21 protein-coding genes are annotated in these 24,888 nt (G+C 56.3%); 12 read left to right on the plus strand and 9 right to left on the minus strand.

Going from position 1 to position 24,888, the window contains the following annotated elements; all coding sequences use genetic code 11:
* The first annotated feature begins 374 nt into the window (after positions 1-374).
* The 4 genes from ACH1XZ_RS11930 (at position 375) to ACH1XZ_RS11945 (ending at position 4,962) form a co-directional block, all read left to right on the plus strand.
* Complete coding sequence (locus ACH1XZ_RS11930; protein ID WP_395595736.1) at positions 375-884, plus strand: Csu type fimbrial protein; 510 nt, start codon at positions 375-377, stop codon at positions 882-884.
* 14 nt (positions 885-898) lie between these two features.
* Positions 899-1,606, plus strand: coding sequence for a fimbrial biogenesis chaperone (locus ACH1XZ_RS11935; protein ID WP_395595737.1), 708 nt, complete (start codon positions 899-901; stop codon positions 1,604-1,606).
* A gap of 70 nt (positions 1,607-1,676) precedes the next feature.
* Positions 1,677-3,956, plus strand: a complete 2,280-nt coding sequence (locus tag ACH1XZ_RS11940; protein ID WP_395595738.1) for a fimbria/pilus outer membrane usher protein — start codon at positions 1,677-1,679, stop codon at positions 3,954-3,956.
* Positions 3,957-3,984: 28 nt separating this feature from the next.
* Positions 3,985-4,962, plus strand: a complete 978-nt coding sequence (locus tag ACH1XZ_RS11945; protein WP_395595739.1) for a Csu type fimbrial protein — start codon at positions 3,985-3,987, stop codon at positions 4,960-4,962.
* Positions 4,963-5,159: 197 nt separating this feature from the next.
* Here the strand turns inward: ACH1XZ_RS11945 and ACH1XZ_RS11950 are convergent, their stop codons facing one another.
* From ACH1XZ_RS11950 to ACH1XZ_RS11980, 7 genes are all read right to left on the minus strand, one after another.
* The gene (locus ACH1XZ_RS11950; protein WP_395595740.1) at positions 5,160-6,260 is read right to left on the minus strand and encodes an alkene reductase; all 1,101 of its coding nucleotides are present in this window, start codon (positions 6,258-6,260) and stop codon (positions 5,160-5,162) included.
* A gap of 15 nt (positions 6,261-6,275) precedes the next feature.
* The gene (locus ACH1XZ_RS11955; protein ID WP_395595741.1) at positions 6,276-6,488 is read right to left on the minus strand and encodes a YdgH/BhsA/McbA family protein; all 213 of its coding nucleotides are present in this window, start codon (positions 6,486-6,488) and stop codon (positions 6,276-6,278) included.
* 129 nt (positions 6,489-6,617) lie between these two features.
* On the minus strand, positions 6,618-7,139 hold the full coding sequence (locus ACH1XZ_RS11960) for a protein disulfide oxidoreductase (RefSeq protein WP_395595742.1): 522 nt from the start codon (positions 7,137-7,139) through the stop codon (positions 6,618-6,620).
* Positions 7,140-7,238: 99 nt separating this feature from the next.
* A complete protein-coding gene (locus ACH1XZ_RS11965; protein ID WP_395595743.1) occupies positions 7,239-8,201 on the minus strand; it encodes a LacI family DNA-binding transcriptional regulator in 963 nt (320 codons plus the stop codon).
* Positions 8,202-8,297: 96 nt separating this feature from the next.
* Positions 8,298-8,603, minus strand: coding sequence for a PTS lactose/cellobiose transporter subunit IIA (locus ACH1XZ_RS11970; protein ID WP_395595744.1), 306 nt, complete (start codon positions 8,601-8,603; stop codon positions 8,298-8,300).
* A gap of 22 nt (positions 8,604-8,625) precedes the next feature.
* Complete coding sequence (locus ACH1XZ_RS11975; RefSeq protein ID WP_395595745.1) at positions 8,626-9,951, minus strand: PTS sugar transporter subunit IIC; 1,326 nt, start codon at positions 9,949-9,951, stop codon at positions 8,626-8,628.
* Between the two features lie 10 nt (positions 9,952-9,961).
* A complete protein-coding gene (locus tag ACH1XZ_RS11980; protein WP_395595746.1) occupies positions 9,962-10,276 on the minus strand; it encodes a PTS sugar transporter subunit IIB in 315 nt (104 codons plus the stop codon).
* A 176-nt stretch (positions 10,277-10,452) separates the two neighbouring features.
* Between ACH1XZ_RS11980 and ACH1XZ_RS11985 the strand changes: the two genes are divergently transcribed.
* The 4 genes from ACH1XZ_RS11985 (at position 10,453) to ACH1XZ_RS12000 (ending at position 16,951) form a co-directional block, all read left to right on the plus strand.
* Positions 10,453-11,712, plus strand: a complete 1,260-nt coding sequence (locus ACH1XZ_RS11985) for a PTS sugar transporter subunit IIC (protein ID WP_395595747.1) — start codon at positions 10,453-10,455, stop codon at positions 11,710-11,712.
* Positions 11,713-11,958: 246 nt separating this feature from the next.
* A complete protein-coding gene (locus ACH1XZ_RS11990; RefSeq protein WP_395595748.1) occupies positions 11,959-13,293 on the plus strand; it encodes a maltoporin in 1,335 nt (444 codons plus the stop codon).
* An 11-nt stretch (positions 13,294-13,304) separates the two neighbouring features.
* Positions 13,305-15,497, plus strand: a complete 2,193-nt coding sequence (locus ACH1XZ_RS11995; protein ID WP_395595749.1) for a CBM35 domain-containing protein — start codon at positions 13,305-13,307, stop codon at positions 15,495-15,497.
* 56 nt (positions 15,498-15,553) lie between these two features.
* A complete protein-coding gene (locus ACH1XZ_RS12000; RefSeq protein WP_395595750.1) occupies positions 15,554-16,951 on the plus strand; it encodes a glycoside hydrolase family 1 protein in 1,398 nt (465 codons plus the stop codon).
* Between the two features lie 80 nt (positions 16,952-17,031).
* On the opposite strand, the gene ACH1XZ_RS12005 is transcribed toward ACH1XZ_RS12000, so the two are convergent.
* Complete coding sequence (locus tag ACH1XZ_RS12005; protein WP_395595751.1) at positions 17,032-17,682, minus strand: TetR/AcrR family transcriptional regulator; 651 nt, start codon at positions 17,680-17,682, stop codon at positions 17,032-17,034.
* Between the two features lie 79 nt (positions 17,683-17,761).
* Here ACH1XZ_RS12005 and ACH1XZ_RS12010 point away from each other — a divergent pair, with 79 nt between their 5' ends.
* A complete protein-coding gene (locus tag ACH1XZ_RS12010; RefSeq protein WP_395595835.1) occupies positions 17,762-19,276 on the plus strand; it encodes an MDR family MFS transporter in 1,515 nt (504 codons plus the stop codon).
* A gap of 70 nt (positions 19,277-19,346) precedes the next feature.
* On the opposite strand, the gene ACH1XZ_RS12015 is transcribed toward ACH1XZ_RS12010, so the two are convergent.
* On the minus strand, positions 19,347-19,763 hold the full coding sequence (locus ACH1XZ_RS12015; RefSeq protein WP_333011091.1) for a GNAT family N-acetyltransferase: 417 nt from the start codon (positions 19,761-19,763) through the stop codon (positions 19,347-19,349).
* A 189-nt stretch (positions 19,764-19,952) separates the two neighbouring features.
* Here ACH1XZ_RS12015 and ACH1XZ_RS12020 point away from each other — a divergent pair, with 189 nt between their 5' ends.
* From ACH1XZ_RS12020 to ACH1XZ_RS12030, 3 genes are all read left to right on the plus strand, one after another.
* Positions 19,953-20,522, plus strand: coding sequence for a TetR/AcrR family transcriptional regulator (locus tag ACH1XZ_RS12020; protein ID WP_395595752.1), 570 nt, complete (start codon positions 19,953-19,955; stop codon positions 20,520-20,522).
* Between the two features lie 136 nt (positions 20,523-20,658).
* A complete protein-coding gene (locus ACH1XZ_RS12025) occupies positions 20,659-21,780 on the plus strand; it encodes an efflux RND transporter periplasmic adaptor subunit (RefSeq protein WP_395595753.1) in 1,122 nt (373 codons plus the stop codon).
* The gene (locus tag ACH1XZ_RS12030; protein WP_395595754.1) at positions 21,780-24,887 is read left to right on the plus strand and encodes an efflux RND transporter permease subunit; all 3,108 of its coding nucleotides are present in this window, start codon (positions 21,780-21,782) and stop codon (positions 24,885-24,887) included. The genes ACH1XZ_RS12025 and ACH1XZ_RS12030 overlap by 1 nt, the downstream gene beginning before the upstream one ends.
* The last annotated feature ends 1 nt before the right edge of the window (position 24,888 follow it).

Raw genomic sequence — 24,888 nt, forward strand, 5'->3', positions numbered from 1 at the left:
CTTTACCCGGCGAGAAGCAGAGGCACAACCCCTACTATTTTTAGGGAATGATCCGAAAACGCATGCCAGTATTATTAAAATCATTTAATTATCACTACATATTATTTTATAAAAAATAAAATAAACACCTATTCTACGCCCACACTCATTACCTACTATTCCATTTCAAATAATCACTTACCGTTTAAATATATCATATAATTTATATTCTTATTTTCTCACCCAATAAGGTGATGAGCGATCTATTTTTAATAAAAAAGCCTTAAGGTAAATTGGCAGAATATTGCTACCTATTCTATTTTTATATAAGGATTTAATATTCATACGTCATTGTTTTACTAAGGAAAAGTAACACCTAAGTAGAGGTCAATACTATGAACACGTCTTTCAAGTTCATTTTTTTCTGCCTGGCATCCGCCGTTATTCCCGCAGCGAACGCGGCGGTGGCAACAAATAATTTTCAGGTACAGCTCGTTATTACAAGCAGCTGTTCTGTTACCCAACCGGCGTTGCTTAACATGGGCTCGGTGAAGTCCGATGAGACGACAGCCAACGGCTCAACCACGATGGCGGTCACCTGTTCAAGAACCACGCCTTACTTTGTTGGCCTGACGCCTTCTTCCGCTAACGGCGGCGGTACGACAGGCAACGGCTTTATGTCGGGTACGACGGGCAACACGGATAAAGTTCCGTATCAGCTAAACCAGGACTCCGCGGGTACCAAACCGTGGGGTAACACCGCCACCTCCGCCAGCGCCGGTAACGGGGTCGGCGGAACCGGTAGCGGCCTGGCGCAGAACATCACGGTCTATGCCGTGGCCCCTAACGCCAACTTCAAACCCGATACCTATACCGATACGGTCACCATCAGCGTTAACTACTAGTTCAGGGACGGCACATGAATGGGAAAAAGAGTGCGCTTGCCTTTATTTTGGGGATGGTCTTCGTCAGCCCACTGGCGATAGCAGAAGGCCTGCAGGTCACGCCCGTCAACCTGACGCTGCAACAAAACCAGCGGGCTGAAGGGATATGGCTGAGCAACACCGGTAGCAACCCTATCAACGCTCAGGTGCGCGTGTTTCACTGGAGCCAGAGCGACTATGGCGACAAGCTCGCCTCGTCACAGGGGCTGGTGATCAGCCCGCCGATGCTGACCTTAGCGCCCGGCGGGCGACAGCTTATCCGCGTGATCCGCACCGGGCCGCCGCCGACCACAGAAGATGCCTACCGCCTCTCCATTAACGAGTTGCCGCCGTCGGTGCTGAAAAAAAATGCCCTGCAGTTCGTACTGCACTACTCCATTCCCGTCTTTATCCAGCCTCCGGGCGTGAGTGACGCCTTCGCCAGACTGCAATGGCAGATCCATCGCGAAAACGGGAAAGCGTTTTTGCAAGTCAGCAATCAGGGAGATGGGCACGCGCAAATATCTGCAGTCAGCATTCTCTCTGCGTCAGGCAGCCGAAAAGAGATTACCCCGGGGTTATTAGGGTACGTGCTTCCCGGCTCGACGATGCGCTGGATTATTCCTGCCAGCGCCGGTGACGCAGGACAGGGAGGGAAGCTTGAAGTCACGGTCAATGGTAAAAAATCGCTGCAACCGCTATAGCAGGCCAACCTGGCTTTTAATTATTTTAATTTTCAATGTGTTATTTTTAACAAGGGGTATGTCTGCGGAAATGAAAAGCGACAAACCGCCGCAGGATGGAGTGATTACCGATGGCAAACCGCTGGTCGGGGTCGATCTTTATCTCGACGTGACGCTGAACCAGACCCACATCGGCATCGCCCGGTTCGGCTTTGACAACAACCGGCTGTACGCCAGCGCCGACACCCTGCGCCAGATTGGTTTGCGGGTGGAACCCGGCGCGCCGGACCCGGTCTGTCTGAACGATATCGCCCAGTTGCAGTTGGACTACGATGCCAACCTGCAAACGCTGACCCTCACCGCCCCGCTGGCCATGCTGGATATGGGCACCACGGAGATTAGCGACCGGGATGACACTAACCCTAAGGCCAGCACGTCGCGCGGCCTGCTGCTCAATTACGATCTCTACGCCTCGCAGGAAAAAAACGAACAGAACAACGCCAACGCGTACACCGAGCTTCGCGCCTTCAGCAGCGCGGGCGTGCTGAGCTCCACGCAGATAGCCCGCTACAGCAGCAGCCATGACGATTACGATCAGGGAAACGGCATGACGCGCCTGGACACCAGCTGGCGTTCCTCTTTCCCGGAACGGGTGCTCTCCGTCACCGCTGGGGATACCTTTACCAGCGCGCTGAACTGGTCACGCCCGACCCGCATCGCCGGGATACAGCTTGGCACGGACTATAGTCTTCAGCCCTACACGCCGACCACGCCGCTGCCGTCCTTTTTCGGCTCCGCCACCCTGCCTTCCAGCGTTGAGCTGTATATGAACGGCGTGAAGTACTACAACGGCGAAGTCCCGGCGGGGAATTTTGAAATCAACACTCTGCCAAATATTAACGGCGCGGGCACCGGCCAGGTCACCATGACCGATGCCTTAGGCAAAACGACGGTACAGAGTTTCTCGTTCTATACCGACCAGTCTTTACTGCGCAAAGGCATTACCCAATGGTCAGCGGAAGTTGGCGTGGTGCGGAACAACTACGGCTATTCTTCTTTTGACTACTCCAGTAACCCCGCCTTCAGCGGCACCTGGCGGCACGGTTTCAGCAATAGCTTTACCCTCGGTGGGCACGCCGAAGCCACCGACAGCCTGGTCAACGGCGGTTTGAGCAGCGACTGGATACCCGGCAGTAGCAGCGGCATCATTTCAACCTCGCTGGCGATGAGCGCAGACTCGGGGAAAAATGGCCTCCTCTATGCCCTGGGCTACCGCTGGAGCAACAGCCGCTTTAGCTTCAGTACGGCCACCACGGCCACCGTCAACGACTATCACGACGTTGCCACCCGTTACGGCCAGGCGCCGCCTTCGCTGAATCAGAGCACCATTGTCGGCTACACCACGGACACACTCGGCAGCTTTAGCGTGGGCTACCTGCAGTTCCGCTATCCCGGTGAAAGCACGCAGCGCTATACCAACGCCAACTGGTATAGATCCGTCACCGATAACGTCTACCTCAACGCGGGGCTCAATCAGAACGTGGATAAAAGCCGCGACCGCAGCCTGTATCTGATGGTCAGCGTCTCGTTTGATAACAACATTAGCGCCAGCAGCACCGTGCAGCGCAGCAACGATCAGATGAGCTATATGCTCAACGCCAGCAAGACGCAGCCTACGGAAGGCGGCTGGGGCTGGAACCTGGCGCTCAACCAGCAGGATTCGCGGCAAAATGGGCAGGGTGAAATCGGCTATCTAGGGCGCTACGGCAATGTGTACAGCGGCTATAGCCATATCGCTGACAGTCAGTCAGCCTATGCGGGCGCTGACGGTTCGCTGGTGCTGATGGGCGGCGGCGTGTTTGCTTCGCGCCTCATCAACAACGGTTTTGCGGTGGTCTCCACCGACGGCGTGCCGGACGTGCCCATTGAGTTGCAGAACAACCCGATTGGCACCAGCGATAGCCAGGGGCTACTGCTCGTGACGCCGCTTAACAGCTATCAGAAAAACCAGATCAGCATTAACCCGTTAAACCTGCCCGCAAATATGCAGATCTACCCGGTTAACGCCGTGGCGACCCCCGCCGACCGTTCCGGGACGATGGTGAACTTCACCGTCAGGCCGGTGCGTTCGGCATTGATCATCTTGAAAGATAGCAAAGGGGAGGACATTCCCGAGGGCTCAACCGCCGTGCTTAACGGCGCATCCGGGCAGCGTGCGGTGGTTGGTTTCGACGGCATGGTCTACTTCGATACGCTGAAAATGCACAACACGCTGAGGGTGAGCACCAGCGCAGGCGCCTGTTCCGCACAGTTCGACTACCCGCAAAAACCACGGGATATCCCGCAGATTGGCCCGTTAACGTGCCAATAAACGCTTTCACTAAACAGGAGCTGACGCTATGTGGCTACGTGTGTTGATTTTACTCATTGGGGTTTTCTGTTTCCCCATGAAAAGCCATGCGGTGACCTGCTCCATCACCGCCGTTTCGAACGTGGCGTTTAGCTCGGTGAACCCGTTATCCACCACCGATGCCCAGACCTCGATGACCTTTAACTACAGTTGCTCAAAAGTCGTCGGCGACGTACTCGGCGGGTACACCCTGTGCTTCAACCTCGGTGCGCCGGGCGGCAATACCATCGCCACCCGCAAGATGACCACCAGCGGCGGCGGCACGCTGAACTACCAGCTTTACTATAAAGATTCGAGCGGAAACAGTCTGGTGTGGGGGAACCAGACGGCTCCCGGCAGCACCTTCCCCAAAGTCGATCTCAACTTGCTGGATATCACCACGGTCAGCGGCAGTTTGACGGTCTATGGCACCGTTCCTGGCGGGCAAAATACCGTCGCGCCGGGGAATTATTCCGACAGCTATGCCGGGTCTACCGCATCCGTCACCATCAACGGCGCGCTACTGCTCCCGCCAGGCACCTGCGGCAGCAGCACGGTGCAAACGTTCTCATTTATGGTCACGGCCGTCGTCAACAAACAGTGCAACATTAACACGGCCAATAACATCAACCTCGGCTCGGTTCCCAGCACGCAGACCAATATTACCGGTAATAACTTTTTCACCATGGCCTGCACAAACTCGACGCCGTATACCATTGGCCTTTCGCCTTCCAACGGCAGCACCACCGGCAGCGGCATGATGAAAAGCACCACCATTCCCGCGACCAATCTCGATAGGGTACCTTATCAGCTGAACTCGACGGCGGGTGTCAGCGGTACTGCATGGGGGAATATCACCTCTACCAATACGGTGCCGGGCACGGGAACCGGACTCGCGGTCAACAAGACGGTGTACGCCGTCGTGCCCAGCGCCAACTATCGCCCGGATACCTACGCCGATACGGTGACCATCAATGTGACCTACTAAAGAAAACCGTCTCAAATAGCGGCACGCCTTTTAAGCCATCGCCCGCCGGACATGCGTATTGACGAGGTAGCGTAAGCGGGTTCCCCTCACCCCGGCCCTCTCCCCAATGGGGCGAGGGAGAAAACCAAACATGCTGGCTGCACGATAGGTCCCCTCTCCCCGTGGGGAGAGGGTTAGGGTGAGGGGAACGGCACCCCTCACTCCACCGTCGGATAATCCAGATACCCGGCCTTCCCACCGCCGAAGAACTGCTCCTTCACCGGCGCATTCAGCGGTAAATCATGCTCCAGACGATACGGCAGGTCCGGGTTAGCAATAAACGGACGACCAAAGCCGATCAGATCCGCCCAGCCTTTCTCCAGCGCCTCTTCGGCACGTGCTTTGGTGTACTTGCCGGAATAAATCAGCGTGCCATGGAAGATAATCCGCAGCGCTTCTTTAAACGCGGCGGGCATCACCGGCGCATCATCCCAATCGGCTTCGGCGATGTGAATATAGGCAATACCCATCTCGCTCAGCACGCTGGCCGCTGCCAGATAGGTCGCTTCCGGGGTATCATCGCGCGAACCCATCAGCGTGGTCAGCGGCGCCAGGCGAATACCCACGCGCTCTTTACCAATCGCTTCAGACACCGCCGCCACCACCTCTTTCATAAAGCGCAGACGGTTTTGCAGCGAGCCGCCGTATTCGTCGTCGCGCAGGTTAGCCTGCGAATCAATAAACTGGTTAATCAGATAGCCGTTCGCCCCATGCAGTTCAATACCGTCAAAACCGGCGGCAATGGCATTGCGTGCCGCCTGGGCATAGTCATTGACGATAGCCGGGATTTCATCGGTACGCAGTGCGCGCGGCATATCGTGCTGCACCATCGCGCCGACGCCGCTTTCCGGGCCACGGCCTTCCACGTCAACAAATACTTTCACACCCTCGGCCTGAATCGCCGAAGAGGAGACCGGCTGCGCGCCGTTCGGCTGCAGGACGTTGTGTGAAACGCGGCCGACGTGCCACAGCTGAGCGAAGATTTTACCGCCCGCCTGATGCACGGCGCTGGTCACTTTTTTCCAGCCTGCAATCTGTGCTTCAGAGTACATGCCCGGCGTCCAGGCATAGCCCTGACCCTGCTGGCTGATTTGCGTGCCTTCGCTGATGATAAGCCCGGCGCTGGCGCGCTGCGCGTAATAGTCGGCCATCATGTCGGTCGCTACATCGCCGGCACCGGCGCGGGAGCGGGTCATCGGCGGCATCACGATACGGTTAGCCAGCGGCAGGTCGTTCAGAGAATATTTTTTGAATAACATGCTGTGTTCCTCCGCTTATTTGTACAGTTCAGCGCTCATGGTCACGGTATTGCCCATGCGTGCGCTGGTGATTTTGTAGTCGGAGGCGTTCATCTCTTTGGCTTTCTGCGCAATGGCCGCTTCAGCGGAGTCCAGCGTAGTGGCGGTCGCGGTAACGCTTTGCGCAGAGGCGCTAAAGGCAGCAACACAGAGAAGGGAAGCAGCAAAAATTGTAGTAAGGGTTTTCATGGTCGTATCCTGTTCGGTAAGGGACGTTACGCTTGGTAACGTGATGCGAAGCAGGATACGACCGCAGACTGATTACATAAATGGTATAAATAGCAATAGACTATTATCAATATCGCAATAGTAGAAGGATTACAGGCCCGCCCACCACAGGCGCATTTTCATGCCCCAGTAGCTCGTCCAGCCCGTAGTGGCGCTAACCGGTTTGCCTTTGTCGATAACCACCAGCGTCGGCGTTACGCTCACCTGCCAGCGCTGAGCCAGCTCACCGCGCGCGTCGTTTACCACCGGCATAGTCAGCTTTTTTTTCTGCATCCACGTCGCCAGCCGCGCATCATCGCCAGAGCGCAGGGCAATGCTCACCACGTTACCGCCCTGCTCCGTCAGCTTTTCAACCGACGGTGAGGTAAAGCGGCAAATACTGCACCACGTCGCCCAGACGTAAACCAGCAGCGGGCGTGTTTCGCTCATCGCGGCGAAATCCAGCTGCTGGCCGTCTATTGTCTGCATGGTCGTGCCAGAGAAGGTGTCGGGCAGCGTGGGGCTGCGGAAGCGGTCAACGCCCCACATCAGCACCACGGCTAACAGCAACAGCACTATAATTTCGCGCAGCCAGCGGTATACGCGGCGGCGCTGGAAAAATTCGCTCATCATGACCTCGTCATAGTACGAAGCGTATCTTAGCGAGCCGACCAGTTTAGTGCTGTAAAGAAGTGTCTTGCGAAAACGCGGGTATTGGCAGCACCGCGAGGATTAACTGATATCCGCCACCGATGAGCGCGCCACCAGACGTCCGGTAAACGCACGCCCTTCCGGCACAAACACAGAATGCCCATCAATTAACGCACGAATACGCTGAACGCAGTGCTCCAGCAGTTGTTCAACCGGATAAGCGATACAGGTCAGAGGCGGGTAAACCAACGATGCCAGCGGAGAATCTTCAAGGCTCACCAGCGATACTTCCTGTGGGATCGCGATATTGAATTCACGCAATAAACGCATCGCTTCGGCGGCGTAGCAGTCACGTTTGGCGATAATCGCCGTATATTTGGTAAAGCTATTGATAAGCGTCAGCAGCGCCTGCTCAATATTATTGTCAGCCATCACCAACAGTTGACGATTGAACGGCAGAGAGTAGTTTTGCAGCACGCTGCGATAGCCATCGAGCATCTGCTTGCTGGCGACGTCATTTTCATTGTCCATCAGCAGCGCAATATTACGATGCCCCTTGCCCAATACGTAGCGGCAGGCGCTTTCGGTGGCAAACGCGTAGTTATAACCCTGGCTGGCGCTGCCTTGCGCGGAAAACGCATCGAAGGCGATCACGTTGCTGGCAACATCACCGCTGTTACGGCTCAGGGTGACGACCGCAACGCATTGATGTTGAAGGCTTTCAACCGCCGCCTGCTGTTCAGCAGCATCGTTCACGTACTGAATGATCAGCGATTTGTTCAGCGATTTCACCGCTTGCGATAGCTGCGGCAGCAGCGTAGCGCTAAACCCGGCTTCGTTCGCGGGCAGCACCATTCCGACGTAGCTCGAGGTGTTGCTCGCCAGGTTCTGCGCCGCAAAGCTTGGGCGGTAGTTAAGCTCTTCCACCGCGCGTAATACGGCCTCGCGGCTCTCTTCACGAACGCCACGCGTCCCCGTCAGCACGCGCGAAACGGTGGCACGGGAAACGTTGGCTAACTTTGAAACATCATCAATAGTAGGCATGGTGTCGTCTGTATTACGGTTTTCTCCCTATACTAACATAAATGCGTTCAGGTATTCGCCAACTCCCCGGCGCGAAACGGCCGGGGAGACAGAGGCTTAATGACGCGTGCGGTAGAGCTCAATCAACTCGCCCACTAGCTCTTTGGCCAGAATCGACGTCATCAGATGGTCCTGCGCATGCACCATCACCAACGTCATTTTGGTTTTACCCTCGCCTTCATCGGCCTCAATCAGCTGCGTCTGCACCCGATGCGCTTCACGGGCAAAATGCTGCGCCTGCCCCATTTTTTCATCCGCATCGGCAAAATTACCGGCTTTAGCGCTATTTAGCGCTTCGTAGCACAGGCTACGCGACTGGCCGGCATTAATGATAATGCCCATCACTTGTTCTTCTAAATCCATAACATCCTCTCAATCAACAAAATCAGGCAGCTTCAGACTGTCCAACGCGGCCTTCCGTTTCCGCATCGCCGGTTTCTTGCGACAGCAACTGTTTCTCATAAGCCTTCAGGAACGGGTAGTACATGACGGCAGCCGTTACCATACAAATCAGGCACATAATGATGGGGCTGAACGACCAGTTTGCCGCCCAGGATGCACCAATTGGGGCTGGTGTGGTCCATGGCGTCATCGATACCACGCGGGATACCAGGCCGAAGTCGAGGGCAAAGTAGGCCAGCGTCGCATTCACCATCGGCACCAGGACAAACGGAATAAAGAACAGCGGGTTCATGATGATGGGCGCGCCGAACAGAATCGGCTCGTTGATGTTAAACAACCCGGGTACAACGCCCATGCGGCCAATCGTACGCAGGTGAACCGCTTTACTGCGCATCAGTAAAATTGCCAACGGCAGCGTGGAGCCCACGCCGCCAATCAGCAGGTAGTGGTCCCAGAATCCTTGCACGTAAATATGCGGAATGGCGGTACCGGCGGCCATGGCGGCCTGGTTAACCGACAGGTTTGCCATCCAGAATGGGTTCATAATGCCGGTGACAATCAGCGCGCCGTGAATCCCAGCGAACCACAAAATCTGACATACCAGTACCGACAGCAGAATAGCCGGCAGCGTATCGGATGCGGCAACCAACGGTTTCACCAGCGACATAATGGCTTCCGGGATAATCATTCCAAGCTGCGCTTCGATAAACAGGTTCAACGGATGCAGCGTCAGCGCCACCGCCAGCACGGGGATCAGAATCTCAAAGGAACGCGCCACGCCGGTCGGCACTTCCGGAGGCAAACGAATGGTGATGTTGTGACGACGCAGAAAAGCGTAAAGCTCGGTGGTGTATATCGCGACCAGCAGCGCCGTGAAGATGCCCTGCCCGGAGAAGTAAGCCACGGAAATCTGTCCGTCTTTCAGCGGCGCAGCGACCAGTAAAAAGCCCATCAGCGACAGCATCCCGGACGTCAGCGGGTCGAGATCGTGATGACGCGCAAGGCTGGCGGCCACCCCAACGGAGATAAATAGCGTCATGATACCCATGCTGAAATTGAACGGCAGCATCAGGCTCTCACGGTGATCCAGCGAAAATTGCAGCCATGCGCGAGCAAAACCCCAGCTGGTATCCGGTGAGAACGGCGGGAAGATAAACACCAGCATAAACGAACCAACAATCATAAAAGGCAGCGCGAGGATAAAACCGTCACGAATGGAAGTGACGTATTTTTGCTGACCAACCGCTCCGGCCATTGGCGTGATTTTTTGTTCTATCACGCTGATTAATTTAGCGTACAGAGAGCTCATGTTTTATCCCTTAGTTATTGTTATCAATTAATGACAGGGCAAAATCTAAAACCGCGCCGCCTTTCTGCATGCCGTAATCCATCATGTTGATCGGCTCCACCTTAATGCCGTAGGCGTTGGCTTTTTGCTGTAAGTCTTTCTGCATGTACTTCACCTGCGGCCCCAGAAGCACCACCTGATAATGACCTACCTGCTGCTCAAACTCGGCGACACCAAAGGCTTTGATATCCACTTCCAGGCCGCGCTTTTCCGCCTCTGCCACCATTTTTTTAACCAGCAAACTGGTGGACATCCCTGCGGAACAACAAAGCATAATTTTCTTCATGGAAAACTCCTGACTGAGTAGTAACGATGAGCGGACTATAATCACGAGGAAACAAAACGGAAAGCGCTTTCCATACATGAATCCGTTAAATGTGAGCGCGATCACCGGTTGCAGGCTTTCACTTTGTTGGGATGTAGGCGATGATCCTGGCACCTCCGTTCGATATAAGGTTCGCCATGAACATTCAGTTTATGAATGTTGCTGTGACGCTGATTGAGCAGCGCGTTACGCCTTTCGCCAATCTTCTGACCCGTAGCCAACACATCACCGCCATGCGCGACAGCTTTGCGCTGGCCATGCCATTCGTCATTGTTGGCAGCCTGATGGTGCCGCTGATCTTTCCGCCATTTGCTATCAACGGCGCGTGGTATCTGGCTATTCGGCCCATGCTGTTGCCTACTTTTGAGCTGACGATTGGCCTGATTGCGCTGATCATCGCTTTCGGTGCGAGCGCCAGCTTAGGCAAGCAGTACCAACTACCCGAACGGCTTTCCGGGCTGACGGGTTGCCTGGCATTTCTGGTGTTCATCGGCTTTAAGGAAAATGCGGGTAGTAACCTCTTCCTGGGCGGAATGGGAATATTTAGCGCTTTGATTTCAAGCTTTTACTCTGTTGAAGTGATCCGGTTCTTCTATCGGAAAAGCTGGTGTATTCGCCTGCCCGACGAGGTGCCGATCATGACCCGCAACGGCTTTCAGCTGCTGGTGCCGCTGCTGGTGATCATGCTTTCTATTACGGCGATGAATGCTGGGCTAAAGCTCAATACCGGGATGATTTTACCGGAGCTTATCAGTGAAGCATTGCGACCGCTTATCATCGCCTCTGATACGCTAACCGCGCTACTCATCTCCTTACTTATCTGTAACTTATTGTGGTTTGTTGGTATTCATGGCGCGCTGATTATCACCGGCATCATGAACCCGTTCTGGATGACCTACCTGTTTGAAAACCAGCAGGCACTGGTGAACGGCATCACGCCGCTACCGCATATTTATCTGCAAGGATTCTGGGATTTCTATCTGCTAATTGGGGGTATCGGTTCCACGCTGCCGCTGGTCTTTATGGCGCTTCGCAGTCGCTCCCGTCAGCTAAAAAGCGTGGGCAAAATTGGCCTTATTCCTTCCCTCTTTAACATCAATGAGCCGATACTTTTTGGTTTCCCGATAATACTTAACCCACTATTTTTAATCCCTTTTATCGGCGTTCCGATGATTAACGCCTGCATTGCATGGTATCTGACGCACCTCGGCGTACTCGATCGCGCCGTGGCGATGTTGCCGTGGTCCATGCCCGCACCGCTGGGCGCCGCCTGGTCAGCAAACGGCAGCTGGAAAAATATGTTTATGTGCTTGTTCGCCTTCTTTAACGCCTGGATGATCTACCGCCCCTTCTTCAAGGTCTACGAGCGGCAACTCACGGATTCTGAAATCCGCTAATCGATCGCCTTCACAGTTTATTCTTCGCCAGCGCCGTTCAGACGCTGGCTTTTTTATTCTCTAAAAGCCAAAAGCCGATCCAGATCACGCTTTCATACGAACAATCTTCGGATCTGTGATTTGATCCGGCAATTATGGAAAGCGCTTTCCATGCATGGATGTACATTTCCATTTTTGATCCGTAAATTTCCCATCGCATTAACAAAAGCGCTATTGCGTACAAAAAATAAAAGGGAAAAAAGAAAGATGAAACAACTTAACCGATTGATACCTCTGGCTCTATTCGTCAGCACCGCCACAAGCGGCCTGGCCTATGCAGAAAAATATGACTTCCAGCTGCACGGCTACATGCGCTCAGGGATCCTCGCGAACTCAGACGGAAACCGCGCGGACTCCGTGGGGCTGATGCCGGATGGCAAATGGCGTCTGGGCAACGAAGAAGACACCAAAATAGAGTTGATCCCGACAGTCACGCTGAAATCCGACTCAGGTGCGGTGGCAAAAATTCAGGCCAACATCACCCATCAGAGCAAATGTACCTCTGACTGGAACTGCCAGGACGATGACGGCCACGACGTGCAGTTCCGCGAAGGATATGCCGAACTCACCAACCTCGACTTCGCCCCGGACATCACCTTCTGGGGCGGTAAGCGTTACAGCAGCTCCAACACCTCCAGCCATCAGTTTGACTGGGAGTACATTCAGTACAACGGCACCGGCGGCGGTTTCGATAATATGGATCTGGGCTTTGCCCGCTTTGACGCCGGGGTTTACGCCTTCTCGCCAACCGATGAAACCAAGGCCTATCCGGTCGACAAAGGCGATCAGGGTTACCCGGACGACTACTCGCTCAATCTGTGGTTTAAAAAGATTGCCGGCAGCGGGCTGGATCTGGAGCTTATCGGCCACCGGATGAACCGCAACGAAAATCACCCAACCTCTGCTGAGAAAGGCTATGGCGTAACCGGCGTCTATAACTTTGATGGTTTCTGGGGCCTGACCGGCGGTTATTCCAAACTGGTGATGCAGTACGGTCGCGGCCTGGCGGCAGGTGACTCACTGGGTAAAAACGGCTGGGGTTGGGCAAACCTCGAAGACACGCAATCCTGGCGTATTGTGCTCGACAGTCTCGCCTCAATGGGCGACGTGGAGGTCTCAACCTTCGCCTACCTGCAAAAAGACAAAAATTACCGTTGGTGGAGCAACGACGACAGCGGCTGGGGACGCACCAGTTGGGTTGCCGGTATCCGCCCTTATCACCAGATCACCAAAAACTTCGCCATGCAATATGAGCTGGGTTACGAGTACCTCGACGATGACAACTACAAAGGCGTGAACGGCAAAGGGAAAGGCGGCCTGACGAAAGTCACTGTCGCGCCAACGTTGACCTTCGATTCCGGCTTCTGGAGCCGCCCACAGCTGCGCTTCTTTGTGACCTATGCCAAATGGGATAAAGGCGTCTCGGATGCTCTCGACGGCAACTACAACTGGAGCACCAACACCATCGATGCCGGTGGCTACAGCCGCAGCGGTAGCACCGATACCGTTAACTTTGGCGTACAGGCAGAAGTCTGGTTCTAAGGAGAGACGCAATGAAACAGCCCGTAAAAAAATCCTTGCTGATAGCCATGCTGGCCGCCTTGACCAGCGCTGGCGCGATGGCGGCAGCACCGTCGCACTTTGACCACTTCATCACCCGCCAGGGCGCACAGTTGATGGACGGCAAGCAGGAATTCCGCTTCGCAGGGATCCACGCACCAGAGTTGCACCGTATTGAAAACGACGCCCGCGGCGTCTGTAAAGCCGACCCGCGCGGCTGGGGTCAGTACTTTAAGTGGCCAACTCCGGAAGAGCAGGAGAACTGGATTAAAGCCATCGTGCAGACAGGGGCAAAAGCCCAGCGCGTCTATGTGCTCTCAGTGCAGCAGGAGAACGACGAAGCCTGCGAGCGCGAAACGCATATTCTGGCACCCGCCACGGCGGACGGTATGCCACGTCTGAATGAAAAAGCCATGGTGGTGTACGACAACATGATTGCCGAAGCCGATAAACAAGGCCTGCGCTTGATCCTGCCGTTTATCGATCACTGGTGGTGGTGGGGTGGACGCGAGCAGTTAGCCGCCTTCTACCATGAAAAACCAGAAGATTTTTACCGGACCGACAGTAAAACCTATCAGGCTTATCTTGATGTGATTCGCCAGGTGATCACCCGAACCAACACCATAACCGGGCGCACCTACGCGGATGAGAAAGCCATTATGGCCTGGGAGACGGGTAACGAACTGGAAGACACCAACGCGGCATTCCTGAAGCAGACGGCGGCATGGATTAAAAAACTCGCGCCACATCAGTTGGTTGTGGATGGTACCTATAAGAAAATCAACGCCTTCTCCGTGAACGATCCTAACGTTGATATCGTCAGCAACCACTACTACACCAATGCGGGAAACAATCATCCGGATCAGGTGAAGAAGGATCTGGAAGCCATCGGCGGGAAGAAAGTGTACCTGGTGGGCGAGTTTGGTCTGCTTGATAGCAAAGACCTGAACAACATCATGCAGTCGATAGTCCATACCGAGGTTAACGGCGCAAAAGCGGCTGGCGGGTTTATCTGGGGCTTCCGCGGTCATCGACACGACGGTGGTTTCTACTGGCATAAAGAGTACACCGGACACTATAGCTACCATCTTCCGGGCTTCCCGGAAGGCGATGCTAACCAGGAAACCAACGTCGTCGACCTGGTGCGTACCGCCGCCGCTCAAATGACAGGGCAGGAAAAAATGGCACCGCTGCCCAAACCCGAAGCGCCAAAACTGCGCGAGAGCCATTCTCCCTTCGCCATTAACTGGATGGGGGCCGCCGTTGGCCGCAGCTATGACGTAGAACGCGCGGAGTCGAAAGACGGTCCGTGGAAAGTCGTAGGGAAAAACATCTCCGATGGCGTACAGGAGTGGGATCCACAGTCCATGGACCTCTTCCGCGACGACTACGCATCGCTCACGCTGGGCAAAACCTATTACTACCGGGTGATTGCGAAAAATGAATCCGGGCAGTCTGCACCATCCAACGTTATCAGCGTCACCCATATGCAGAAAAACCAGGCACCGGTCATTACGCTTGAGAAGAAAGTGAGTACCACGCAAAACCGCGGCCTGAGCCTCAACGCCACGTGGCAGGACGACAATCTGCCGTCACGTCAGGTGAGTGAAAAGTGGACCAGCACAGGGAAAAAACAGGCGCACTTCTGCGATGCCGATAAGGCCTCCACTCGCGCCTGGTTCCCTACTCCGGGAACCTATCAGCTGACGTTTACCGCCGACGACGGCCTGCTGAAAAGCAGCAAAACGATAACGGTGAACGTGACCGAGGCGACGGCCAAAGCGCCCGACGACTTCTGCCGCTTTGAAAGTCCGCTGCTGGACCTGAAGCAAAGCCAGAAAACGGTGATCAAGAGCGCGGAAAACGAACTGGCAACCGGCGAAGATGGCTTCCTCGGTCCGTTTGCCAATGATGGCGATAAAGTGAGCTGGCAGGTTGCCGCACCGTGGGACGGCAACTATCTGCTGCACCTCGATTTCAACGCTAAATGGGGCGGCAAGAAGAACTCGGTGCAGGTGAACAGCGATAAGCCGATTCAAATTGAGTTTCCGCAAACTGATGAACAAGGCCAGCGGATGACCCTTCCTGTGCATCTCAAGCAGGGTGAAAACACCATCAGCTTAGGGAAATACGCCGGTGACTGGGGCTATATCTTTATCAAATCCATTCAGGTGAATGCAGAGTAGTAATTTGCTGCGCCGATAGCGGCGCAGCTTTTTTGTGTTTTTATTCAGGAGGTTAAATGACCACATACGCGTTTCCGAACCACTTTTTCTGGGGCGCTGCTGCCTCTGGCCCACAAACCGAAGGCGCAGAGGGTAAGCCTCATCGCTCCATCTGGGACAGCTGGCACGCCGCACAGCCGGAGCGCTTTTTCCAGGGAATAGGACCCGAGACGGTCTGTAACACGCTGCATCGCTACAAAGAAGATGTGGCGCTGATGAAGCGCATCGGCTTCAACTCATTCCGCACCTCAATTCAGTGGTCACGACTGATAGATGACCTGGAAACCGGCGAACCGAACGCCGACGCCGTGCGTTTCTATAACGACTACTTCGACGAAATGATAGCGAACGGCATCGAACCGATGGTCAACCTCTACCATTTTGATATGCCAGAAGAACTGCAAAACCGCTACGGCGGCTTCGAGTCAAAGCACGTCACCGACCTGTTTGCCCGCTTTGCCGCCACCGCGTTCCGCCTGTTTGGCCATAAAATCAAATACTGGATCACCTTCAACGAACCGATTGTACCGGTAGAAGGCGGCTACCTGTACGACTTCCACTATCCGTGTAAAAAAGACGGCAAACTGGCCGCACAGGTGGCGTTTAATATCATGCTGGCGCACGCCAAAGCGGTGGAGTGCTACCGCCAGCAGCAGTTGGCAGGCGAGATTGGCGTCGTGCTCAACCTGACGCCGTCCTACACCCGCAACAACTCGCCGGAAGATAAAAAAGCGGCGTGGTATGCCGACCTGTTATTTAACCGCAGCTTCCTCGACCCGCTGGTGAAGCACCAGTTCCCCAAAGAGCTGTGCGAGCTGCTGGCGCTGCATAACTGCCTGCCGGAAACCACCAAACAGGAAGTGTCGTTGATTACCGACTCGCGGATCGACTTCCTCGGCGTGAACTACTACGTGCCGCGTCGCGTACAGGCGCGTGAAACGCCATACACCCTCGACTATTTCTCACCGGAGTACTACTTCGAAAACTACGTTGACCCGAACGGCCGCTTTAATCCGTACCGCGATAACAACGAAATTCATCCGCAGGCTATCTACGATATTGCCGTCAACATCCGCGACAATTACGGCAATATTAAGTGGTATCTCGCCGAAATCGGCATCGCCATGGATTTGCAATCCGAAGGCCCGGTACAGGCAGATGGCGTGATTGAAGATGGTTTTCGTATTGGCCTGATGGAGGAACATCTGGTGCAGCTCCATCGCGCCATCGCCGACGGCGCGAACTGCTTCGGCGTGCACCAGTGGACGTTTATCGACAACTGGTCGTGGCTCAACTCGTTTAAGCGCCGCTACGGTTTTTACCGTCTCGATCTTGAAACGGGCGAGCGGCAGATTAAGCGCAACGGGCTGTGGTTTAAGGCGTTAGCGGAGAGTAACCAGTTTAGCGTGGAATGATATCTTCCCGGCGTCGCTGCGCTCGGCCGGGCTACGTTTGTGCCACCATGTAGCCCGGCCGAGCAACGCGACGCCGGGACCTACACCGGGCCAATCCCCTGCTGGATCACCGCCAATACGTTATTGGTGATGACCTCCGGCGTCAGCATCGCCAGCCGCTCGTCGTTACGCATGCGGGAAAAAGGCACCAGCACCAGGCTTAACAGCGTGGTGAACAGCAACTCCGCGCTCAGGTGCGGGTTGATTTTCCCCTCGGCCTGCCAGCGCTTCACCATCGCCAGCGTGGCGTGATATTTGTCGTCGCCAAAGCGGGCGTGCAGATGCTGGCGCAGCACCGGCATTTCACCAATCACTTCCTGCATCCACAGCGGGGCAAACCATTCGTGCTCGGCGGCAATCGCCGACAGGGTTTTCACCATCGCGGTCAGCGCTTTTACCGGCTCGTCAGGATAATCACCAAACACGCCGCTTATCTGCGCGCGCAGCGGCAGAAAACGCTCTTCAATCATCACATCGAGCAGTTGCTCACGCGAATTAAAGTAGTAGTGCAGCATCGCTGGCGTCACCCCGGCTTCACGGGCGATGGCGTTCAGCGACGTGCGCGCAATCCCCTGCTGGGAAAAGAGCCGCAGGGCGATGCCAATCAGTTGTTCACGCTTGGCCGCATCGGGCTTGCTACCACGCGGGCGGCCGGGCTTGCGCGGTTCGAGATGGTCTTTTTGTGCTGACATAGAAACAGGATCTCTTGACCTCTGAATGATCTTCAATAAATATTAATTATGCATTTAATTAATTTCAAGTGAGAACATGATGGCATCCGAAACGACGACGAATGCGCAGCCGCCCCAACAGGCGGGTGTCACCTCAGTCCGTCTGCTGTTCAGCGCACTCCTGCTGGTGATGCTGCTCTCCGCGCTCGACCAGACGATAGTCTCCACCGCGCTGCCGACCATTGTCGGCGAGCTGGGCGGACTCGACAAGCTTTCTTGGGTGGTGACGGCCTATATCCTCACCTCCACCATTGTGGTGCCGCTGTACGGTAAGTTCGGCGACCTGTTTGGCCGCAAGCGGGTGCTGCAAATCTCGATTCTGCTGTTCCTCGCGGGCTCGGCGCTGTGCGGGCTGGCGCAGAACATGACGCAGCTGGTGCTGATGCGCGCCCTTCAGGGGCTCGGCGGCGGTGGGTTGATGGTTATCAGCATGGCGGCGGTAGCCGACGTGATCCCGCCTGCCGAACGCGGGCGCTATCAGGGGCTTTTCGGCGGCGTGTTTGGTCTGGCGACGGTCATCGGGCCGCTTATCGGCGGCTTTATCGTGCAGCATGCTTCCTGGCGCTGGATCTTCTACATCAACCTGCCGCTGGGGCTGTTCGCGCTGTTTGTTATTGGCGCGGTATTCCACTCCAGCAACAAACGCAGCCAGCACCAGATTGACTGGCTGGGGGCGATTTACCTGACCATGGCGCTGGTGTGCATCATCCTGTTCACCACCGAAGGCGGCACGGTGCGCGAGTGGAGCGACCCGCAGCTGTGGTGCATTCTGGCCTTTGGCCTGATTGGTATCGCCGGGTTTATCTATGAAGAGCGGCTGGCGTTTGAGCCGATCATTCCGCTCTCGCTGTTCCGCAACCGCAGCTTCCTGCTGTGCAGCCTGATTGGTTTTATCATCGGTATGTCGCTGTTCGGTTCGGTGACCTTCCTGCCGCTGTATCTGCAGGTGGTGAAAAATGCCACGCCGACGGAGGCCGGGCTCCAGCTGATCCCGCTGATGGGCGGGCTGCTGCTCACCTCGATTATCAGCGGCCGCGCCATTAGCCGCACCGGGAAATACCGCATTTACCCGATCATCGGGACGCTGATGGGCTTTATCGGCATGGTGCTGCTGACGCGCATTACCATTACCTCGCCAACCTGGCAGCTGTATCTGTTTACCGGCGTGCTGGGAATGGGCCTGGGGATGGTGATGCAGGTGCTGGTGCTGGCGGTGCAAAACACCGTGGCGGCGAACCTTTACGGCGTGGCGACTTCCGGGGTGACGCTATTCCGCTCCATTGGTGGCTCCATCGGCGTGGCGCTGTTTGGCGCGGTGTTTACCTCAGTGCTGCAATCACGGCTGACCAGCCTGTTACCGGAAGGGGCGGCTATTCCACCGGGGATGAACCCGGTGTCGATTCACCAGTTGCCCGAGGCGATTCGCAGCGATTATCTCAGCGCCTTTGGCTCGGCGATTCACGCGGCGTTTATTATGGCGGCCTGCATTATGGTGGTGGCGTTCCTGCTATCGTGGTGGCTGAAAGAGGCGCCGCTGAAAACCCGGCACGCGTAAAACAGCGCTATGCCTTATCCGGCCTACAGATTGGCGTAGGCCGGATAAGCGCAGCGCCATCCGGCAACCCTCACAACGCCTTGGTCAGATAGTGCCGCGCCATCCCCGCCAGCGGGAAATCCTCCAGCGTTTTCACCAGCTCATACCCCTGCTTCTGATAAAACGGCAGCGCCTGGAAGCTAATGGTGTCCACCAGCGCATGGCGGCAACCTTTCTCCCGCGCCAGCGCCTCCGCGCGCTTGATAAGCTCGCTGCCGACCCCGTCGCCACGCACCGTTTCACACACCCACAGATAGTCGATACTGAGCCAGTCGCCTTTGCGCTGACCAATTAGGCCGCCACGCATCACGTCCTGCTCGTCGCGCAGGTAAACGCAGACATCGCACCAGTCTGTGGTATCCACAAACTGACGGTTATAGGCGCGAAGCCCAGTGAGTAATTCGTCTTTATCTTCCTGCGTAATAATTTCTTTAATAACAAAAGGCATATTTATTCCTTATTTTTATTGGCCGGCAGGGTTAATTTCACAAAAAATTCTTTTTTTCTCCATTCTTTTTTGCACAAATAAAAAAAGGAAAAAACAGTATCAGAAAATGCTTTTCATCGGACGCTCGCTACGTATAATGGACGAAAATGAGAACGATCGTTCTCACTATCAACTTTCACGGAGACATGCATGACCAGCAAGCTGGAAGCCAGGCAAAAAGCCCGCCAGGACGATATCATCGCCGCTGCCCGCCGCTGCTTTCGCAACAGTGGTTTTCATGCCGCCAGCATGTCGCAGATTGCCGCCGAAGCGAAGCTTAGCGTCGGACAAATCTACCGTTATTTCAGCAACAAAGACGCCATTATCGAAGAGATGATCCGCCGGATTATCGACTATCGCATCGCCGAGATGGAGGGCAAAACCCAGACCCATCTGATGCCGCACATGCTGGCGTGGCGCGAAACGCTGAGCGAAGACGACGATGCGCTGATGCTGGAAATGTCCGCCGAAGCCACCCGCAACCCGCAGGTCGCCGCCTGGCTGAACGCCGCCGATGAACGCATGTTTGCCAACGCCTGCGAGCATCTGCGTAAAACCTATCCCGAGTTAAGCGAAAGCCGAATCCGCTGCTGCGTAGAAGTGATGGCGGTGATGGTTGAAGGCACGATTTATCGCCGTCAGATCCCCCAACAGGTGCCGTCTGACGAGATGGAAAAAATCTATCAGGAAATTATTAATATGCTCGTATCCGCAAAATAATTAATTCCATTTAGATACCAGGGGATATTTTTATCCCCCTTTTGTCGTTTCCAGCCCACCGGAGACGCAGGCTTTTTTACACCTGAAATCCTCACCCCTATTCGGCGAGGAGGGTGTCGTTCACCCAGAGAAAAATATGAAATACATAACAACCACCATCGCGGCATTATTTCTCCTGAGCGGATGCGATAATGCACCTACCGCCTCTCCAGAGCGTCCCGCTCAGGAAGTGGGTATCGTCACATTAAAAAGCCAACCCGTTTCCGTGGTCAGCGACCTGACCGGGCGTACCACCGCCGCGCTAAGCGCCGAGGTGCGTCCGCAGGTCTCCGGCATCGTCCAGAAACGGCTTTTTAATGAAGGCGATAACGTCAAAGCGGGCCAGCCGCTGTACCAGATTGACCCGTCCAGCTTCCGCGCCACCTATAACGAAGCCGCCGCCGCGTTGAAGCAGGCGCAGGCGTTGGTCGTGGCAGACTGCCAGAAGGCGCAGCGTTACGCGCTGTTAGTGAAAGATAACGGCGTATCGCGGCAGGATGCCGACGATGCGCAGTCCACCTGCGCCCAGGACAAAGCCAGCGTCGAGTCCAAAAAAGCGGCGCTGGAGAGCGCGCGCATTAACCTCGACTGGACCACCGTCACCGCGCCGATTGCCGGGCGCATCGGCATCTCTTCCGTCACGCCGGGGGCGTTGGTCACCGCCGAACAGACCACCGCGCTTGCCACCATTCGCGGCCTCGACACCATCTACGTTGACCTCACCCGCTCCAGCGTCGACCTGCTGCGCCTGCGCAAGCAGTCGCTGGCGACTAACAGCGATACCCTGAGCGTGACGCTGACCCTGGAAGATGGCAGCACCTACAGCGAAAAAGGCCGCCTGGCGCTCACCGAAGTGGCGGTGGATGAATCCACCGGCTCGGTCACGCTACGCGCCGTGTTCCCTAACCCACAGCACCAACTGCTGCCGGGTATGTTCGTACGCGCCCGCATTGACGAAGGGGTGATGAGCGAGGCGATTCTTGCCCCGCAGCAGGGTATCACTCGCGACGTGAAGGGCAACGCCACCGCGTTAGTCGTTGATGCGAATAACAAGGTTGAGCAGCGCACGCTGGAAACCGACGGCACTTACGGCGACAAATGGCTAGTACAAAGCGGTCTGAAAAACGGCGACCAGCTGATTGTTGAAGGTACCGATAAAGTGACGGTCGGGCAGACGGTGAAACCCGTTGCCGTGCAAAGCAACGGAGGCAAAGCCTGATGTTCTCTCGCTTCTTCGTGCGTCGCCCGGTCTTCGCCTGGGTTATCGCCATTCTGATTATGCTCGCCGGGATGCTGGCCATTCAGACGCTACCGGTGGCGCAGTATCCGGACGTGGCACCGCCAACCATCCAGATTTCCGCCTCTTACACCGGGGCTTCCGCTGATACGCTGGAAAACAGCGTCACTCAAGTCATTGAACAGCAGCTTACCGGCCTCGATAACCTGCTCTACTTCTCGTCCACCAGCAGCTCCGACGGTACGGTCAGCATCAACGTCACCTTCGAGCAGGGTACCGACCCGGATACCGCGCAGGTGCAGGTGCAGAACAAGGTGCAGCAGGCCGAATCCCGCCTGCCGAGCGAGGTTCAGCAGGCTGGCGTGACGGTGGTGAAATCCCAGAGCAGCTTCCTGTTGATCATGGCGGTTTACGACACCACCGATAACGCCACCAGCTCGGACATCGCCGACTGGCTGGTCAGCAACATGCAGGACCCGATGGCGCGTATTGAAGGCGTTGGTAGCCTGCAGGTATTCGGCGCAGAATACGCCATGCGCATCTGGATGGACCCGGCGAAGCTGGCCTCTTATTCGCTGATGCCGTCCGACGTCGAAACGGCGATTGAAGCGCAGAACGTGCAGGTATCTGCCGGTAAAATCGGCGCGCTGCCGTCGCCAAACACGCAGCAGCTTACCGCCACCGTGCGCGCGCAGTCGCGTCTGCAAACGGTCGAACAGTTCAAAGATATCATCGTGAAAAGCCAGTCTAACGGCTCGGTGGTGCGCATTGGCGACGTCGCCCGCGTTGAGATGGGCAGCGAAGACTACACCGCCACCGCCAAGCTCAACGGCCACCCGGCCGCCGGGGTTGCGGTGATGCTGGCACCGGGCGCGAACGCACTCGATACCGCCACCCGCGTGAAGGACAAAATCGCCGAGTTCCAGCGCAATATGCCGCAGGGCTACGAAGTCGCCTTCCCGAAAGACAGCACCGAATTCATCAAGATCTCCGTCGAAGACGTGGTGAAAACGCTGTTTGAGGCCATCGCGCTGGTGGTCTGCGTGATGTACCTGTTCCTGCAAAACATCCGCGCGACGCTGATCCCCGCATTGGCGGTACCGGTGGTACTGCTCGGCACCTTCGGCGTGCTGGCGCTGTTCGGCTACTCCATCAACACCCTGACGCTATTCGCGATGGTGCTGGCGATAGGCTTATTGGTGGATGATGCCATCGTGGTGGTGGAAAACGTCGAGCGTATTATGCGCGACGAAGGGCTGCCCGCCCGCGAAGCCACCGAAAAATCGATGGGTGAAATCTCCGGCGCGCTGATTGCCATCGCGCTGGTGCTGTCGGCGGTGTTCCTACCGATGGCCTTCTTCGGCGGCTCCACCGGGGTTATCTACCGTCAGTTCTCGGTCACCATTATCTCGGCCATGATGCTGTCGGTGGTGGTCGCCTTGACCCTGACGCCCGCGCTGTGCGGCTCTATTCTTCACCACACGCCGCCGCATAAAAAGGGCTTCTTCGGCAAGTTTAACCGCTTCTACAGCGCCACCGAGCACGGCTACAAACACCGGGTGATGAACGTCCTGCGCCGCTCTGGCGTGGTGATGGTGGTTTATCTCGCCATCTGCGGCGGCATGGCGCTGGCGATGTGGAAACTGCCGGGCAGCTTCCTGCCGGTAGAAGATCAGGGCGATGTGATGGTGCAGTACACCCTGCCCGCAGGTGCCACGGCTTCCCGTACCGCCGAAGTACGCCAGCAGGTGATCGACTGGTTCCTGACCAAAGAGAAAGCCAACACCAATGTGATTTTCACCGTCGATGGTTTCAGCTTTAGCGGCAGCGGACAGAACGCCGGGATGGCGTTTGTCGCACTGAAAAACTGGTCGCTGCGCCCAGGCGAAGAGAACAGCGCGCAGGCCATTGCGCTGCGCGCCACCAAAGAGCTCAGCAGCATTCGTGACGCCACGCTGTTCGCCATGACCCCGCCCGCCGTTGACGGTCTGGGGCAGAGCAACGGTTTCACCTTTGAGCTGATGGCCAACGGCGCGACCGACCGCGATACGCTGCTGAAAATGCGCAACCAGCTGATTCAGGCCGCCAACCAGGACCCATCGCTGCACGCCGTGCGCGCCAACGACCTACCGCAGATGCCGCAGCTCCAGGTGGATATCGACAACAACAAAGCCGTCTCGCTGGGCCTGTCGCTGAGCGACGTCACCTCGACGCTCTCCAGCGCCTGGGGCGGGACCTACGTGAATGACTTTATCGACCGCGGACGCGTGAAAAAGGTCTACATCCAGGGCGATAGCGATGCGCGCGCCGTGCCGTCGGATCTCGGGAAATGGTTCGTACGCGGCAGCGATGACAGCATGACGCCATTCTCCGCCTTCGCCACCACACGCTGGGAATACGGCCCGGAAAGTCTGGTGCGCTACAACGGCTCCGCGGCCTATGAAATCCAGGGCGAGAACGCCGACGGCTTTAGCTCCGGCGTGGCGATGGCGAAGATGGAAGCGCTGGCCAACAGCCTGCCCGCGGGTACCACCTGGGCGTGGAGCGGCCTGTCGCTACAGGAAAAACTGGCAAGTGGTCAGGCGATGAGCCTGTACGCCATCTCCATTCTGGTGGTGTTCCTCTGCCTGGCCGCGCTGTATGAAAGCTGGTCGGTGCCGTTTTCGGTCATCATGGTTATCCCGCTCGGCCTGCTTGGTGCGGCGTTAGCGGCGTGGATGCGCGGGCTCAGCAACGACGTCTATTTCCAGGTGGCGCTGCTGACCACCATCGGGCTGTCGTCGAAAAACGCCATTCTGATCGTCGAGTTCGCCGAAGCCTCCGTGGCGCAGGGCTACTCGCTGACCCGCGCGGCCATGCGAGCGGCGCAAACCCGTCTGCGTCCAATCATCATGACCTCACTGGCGTTTATCGCTGGGGTGATGCCGCTGGCGGTCGCCACCGGCGCGGGCGCGAATAGCCGCGTCGCTATCGGTACCGGGATTATCGGCGGTACGCTAACGGCTACCCTGCTGGCGATTTTCTTTGTTCCTCTGTTCTTTGTGCTGGTGAAACGTCTGTTCGCCGGCAAACGCGGTCGTCAGGAGTAAG

Origin of the sequence: Kluyvera chengduensis (genome assembly GCF_044197065.1) — a bacterium.
GTDB classification, from domain to species: Bacteria; Pseudomonadota; Gammaproteobacteria; order Enterobacterales; family Enterobacteriaceae; genus Kluyvera; species Kluyvera ascorbata_C.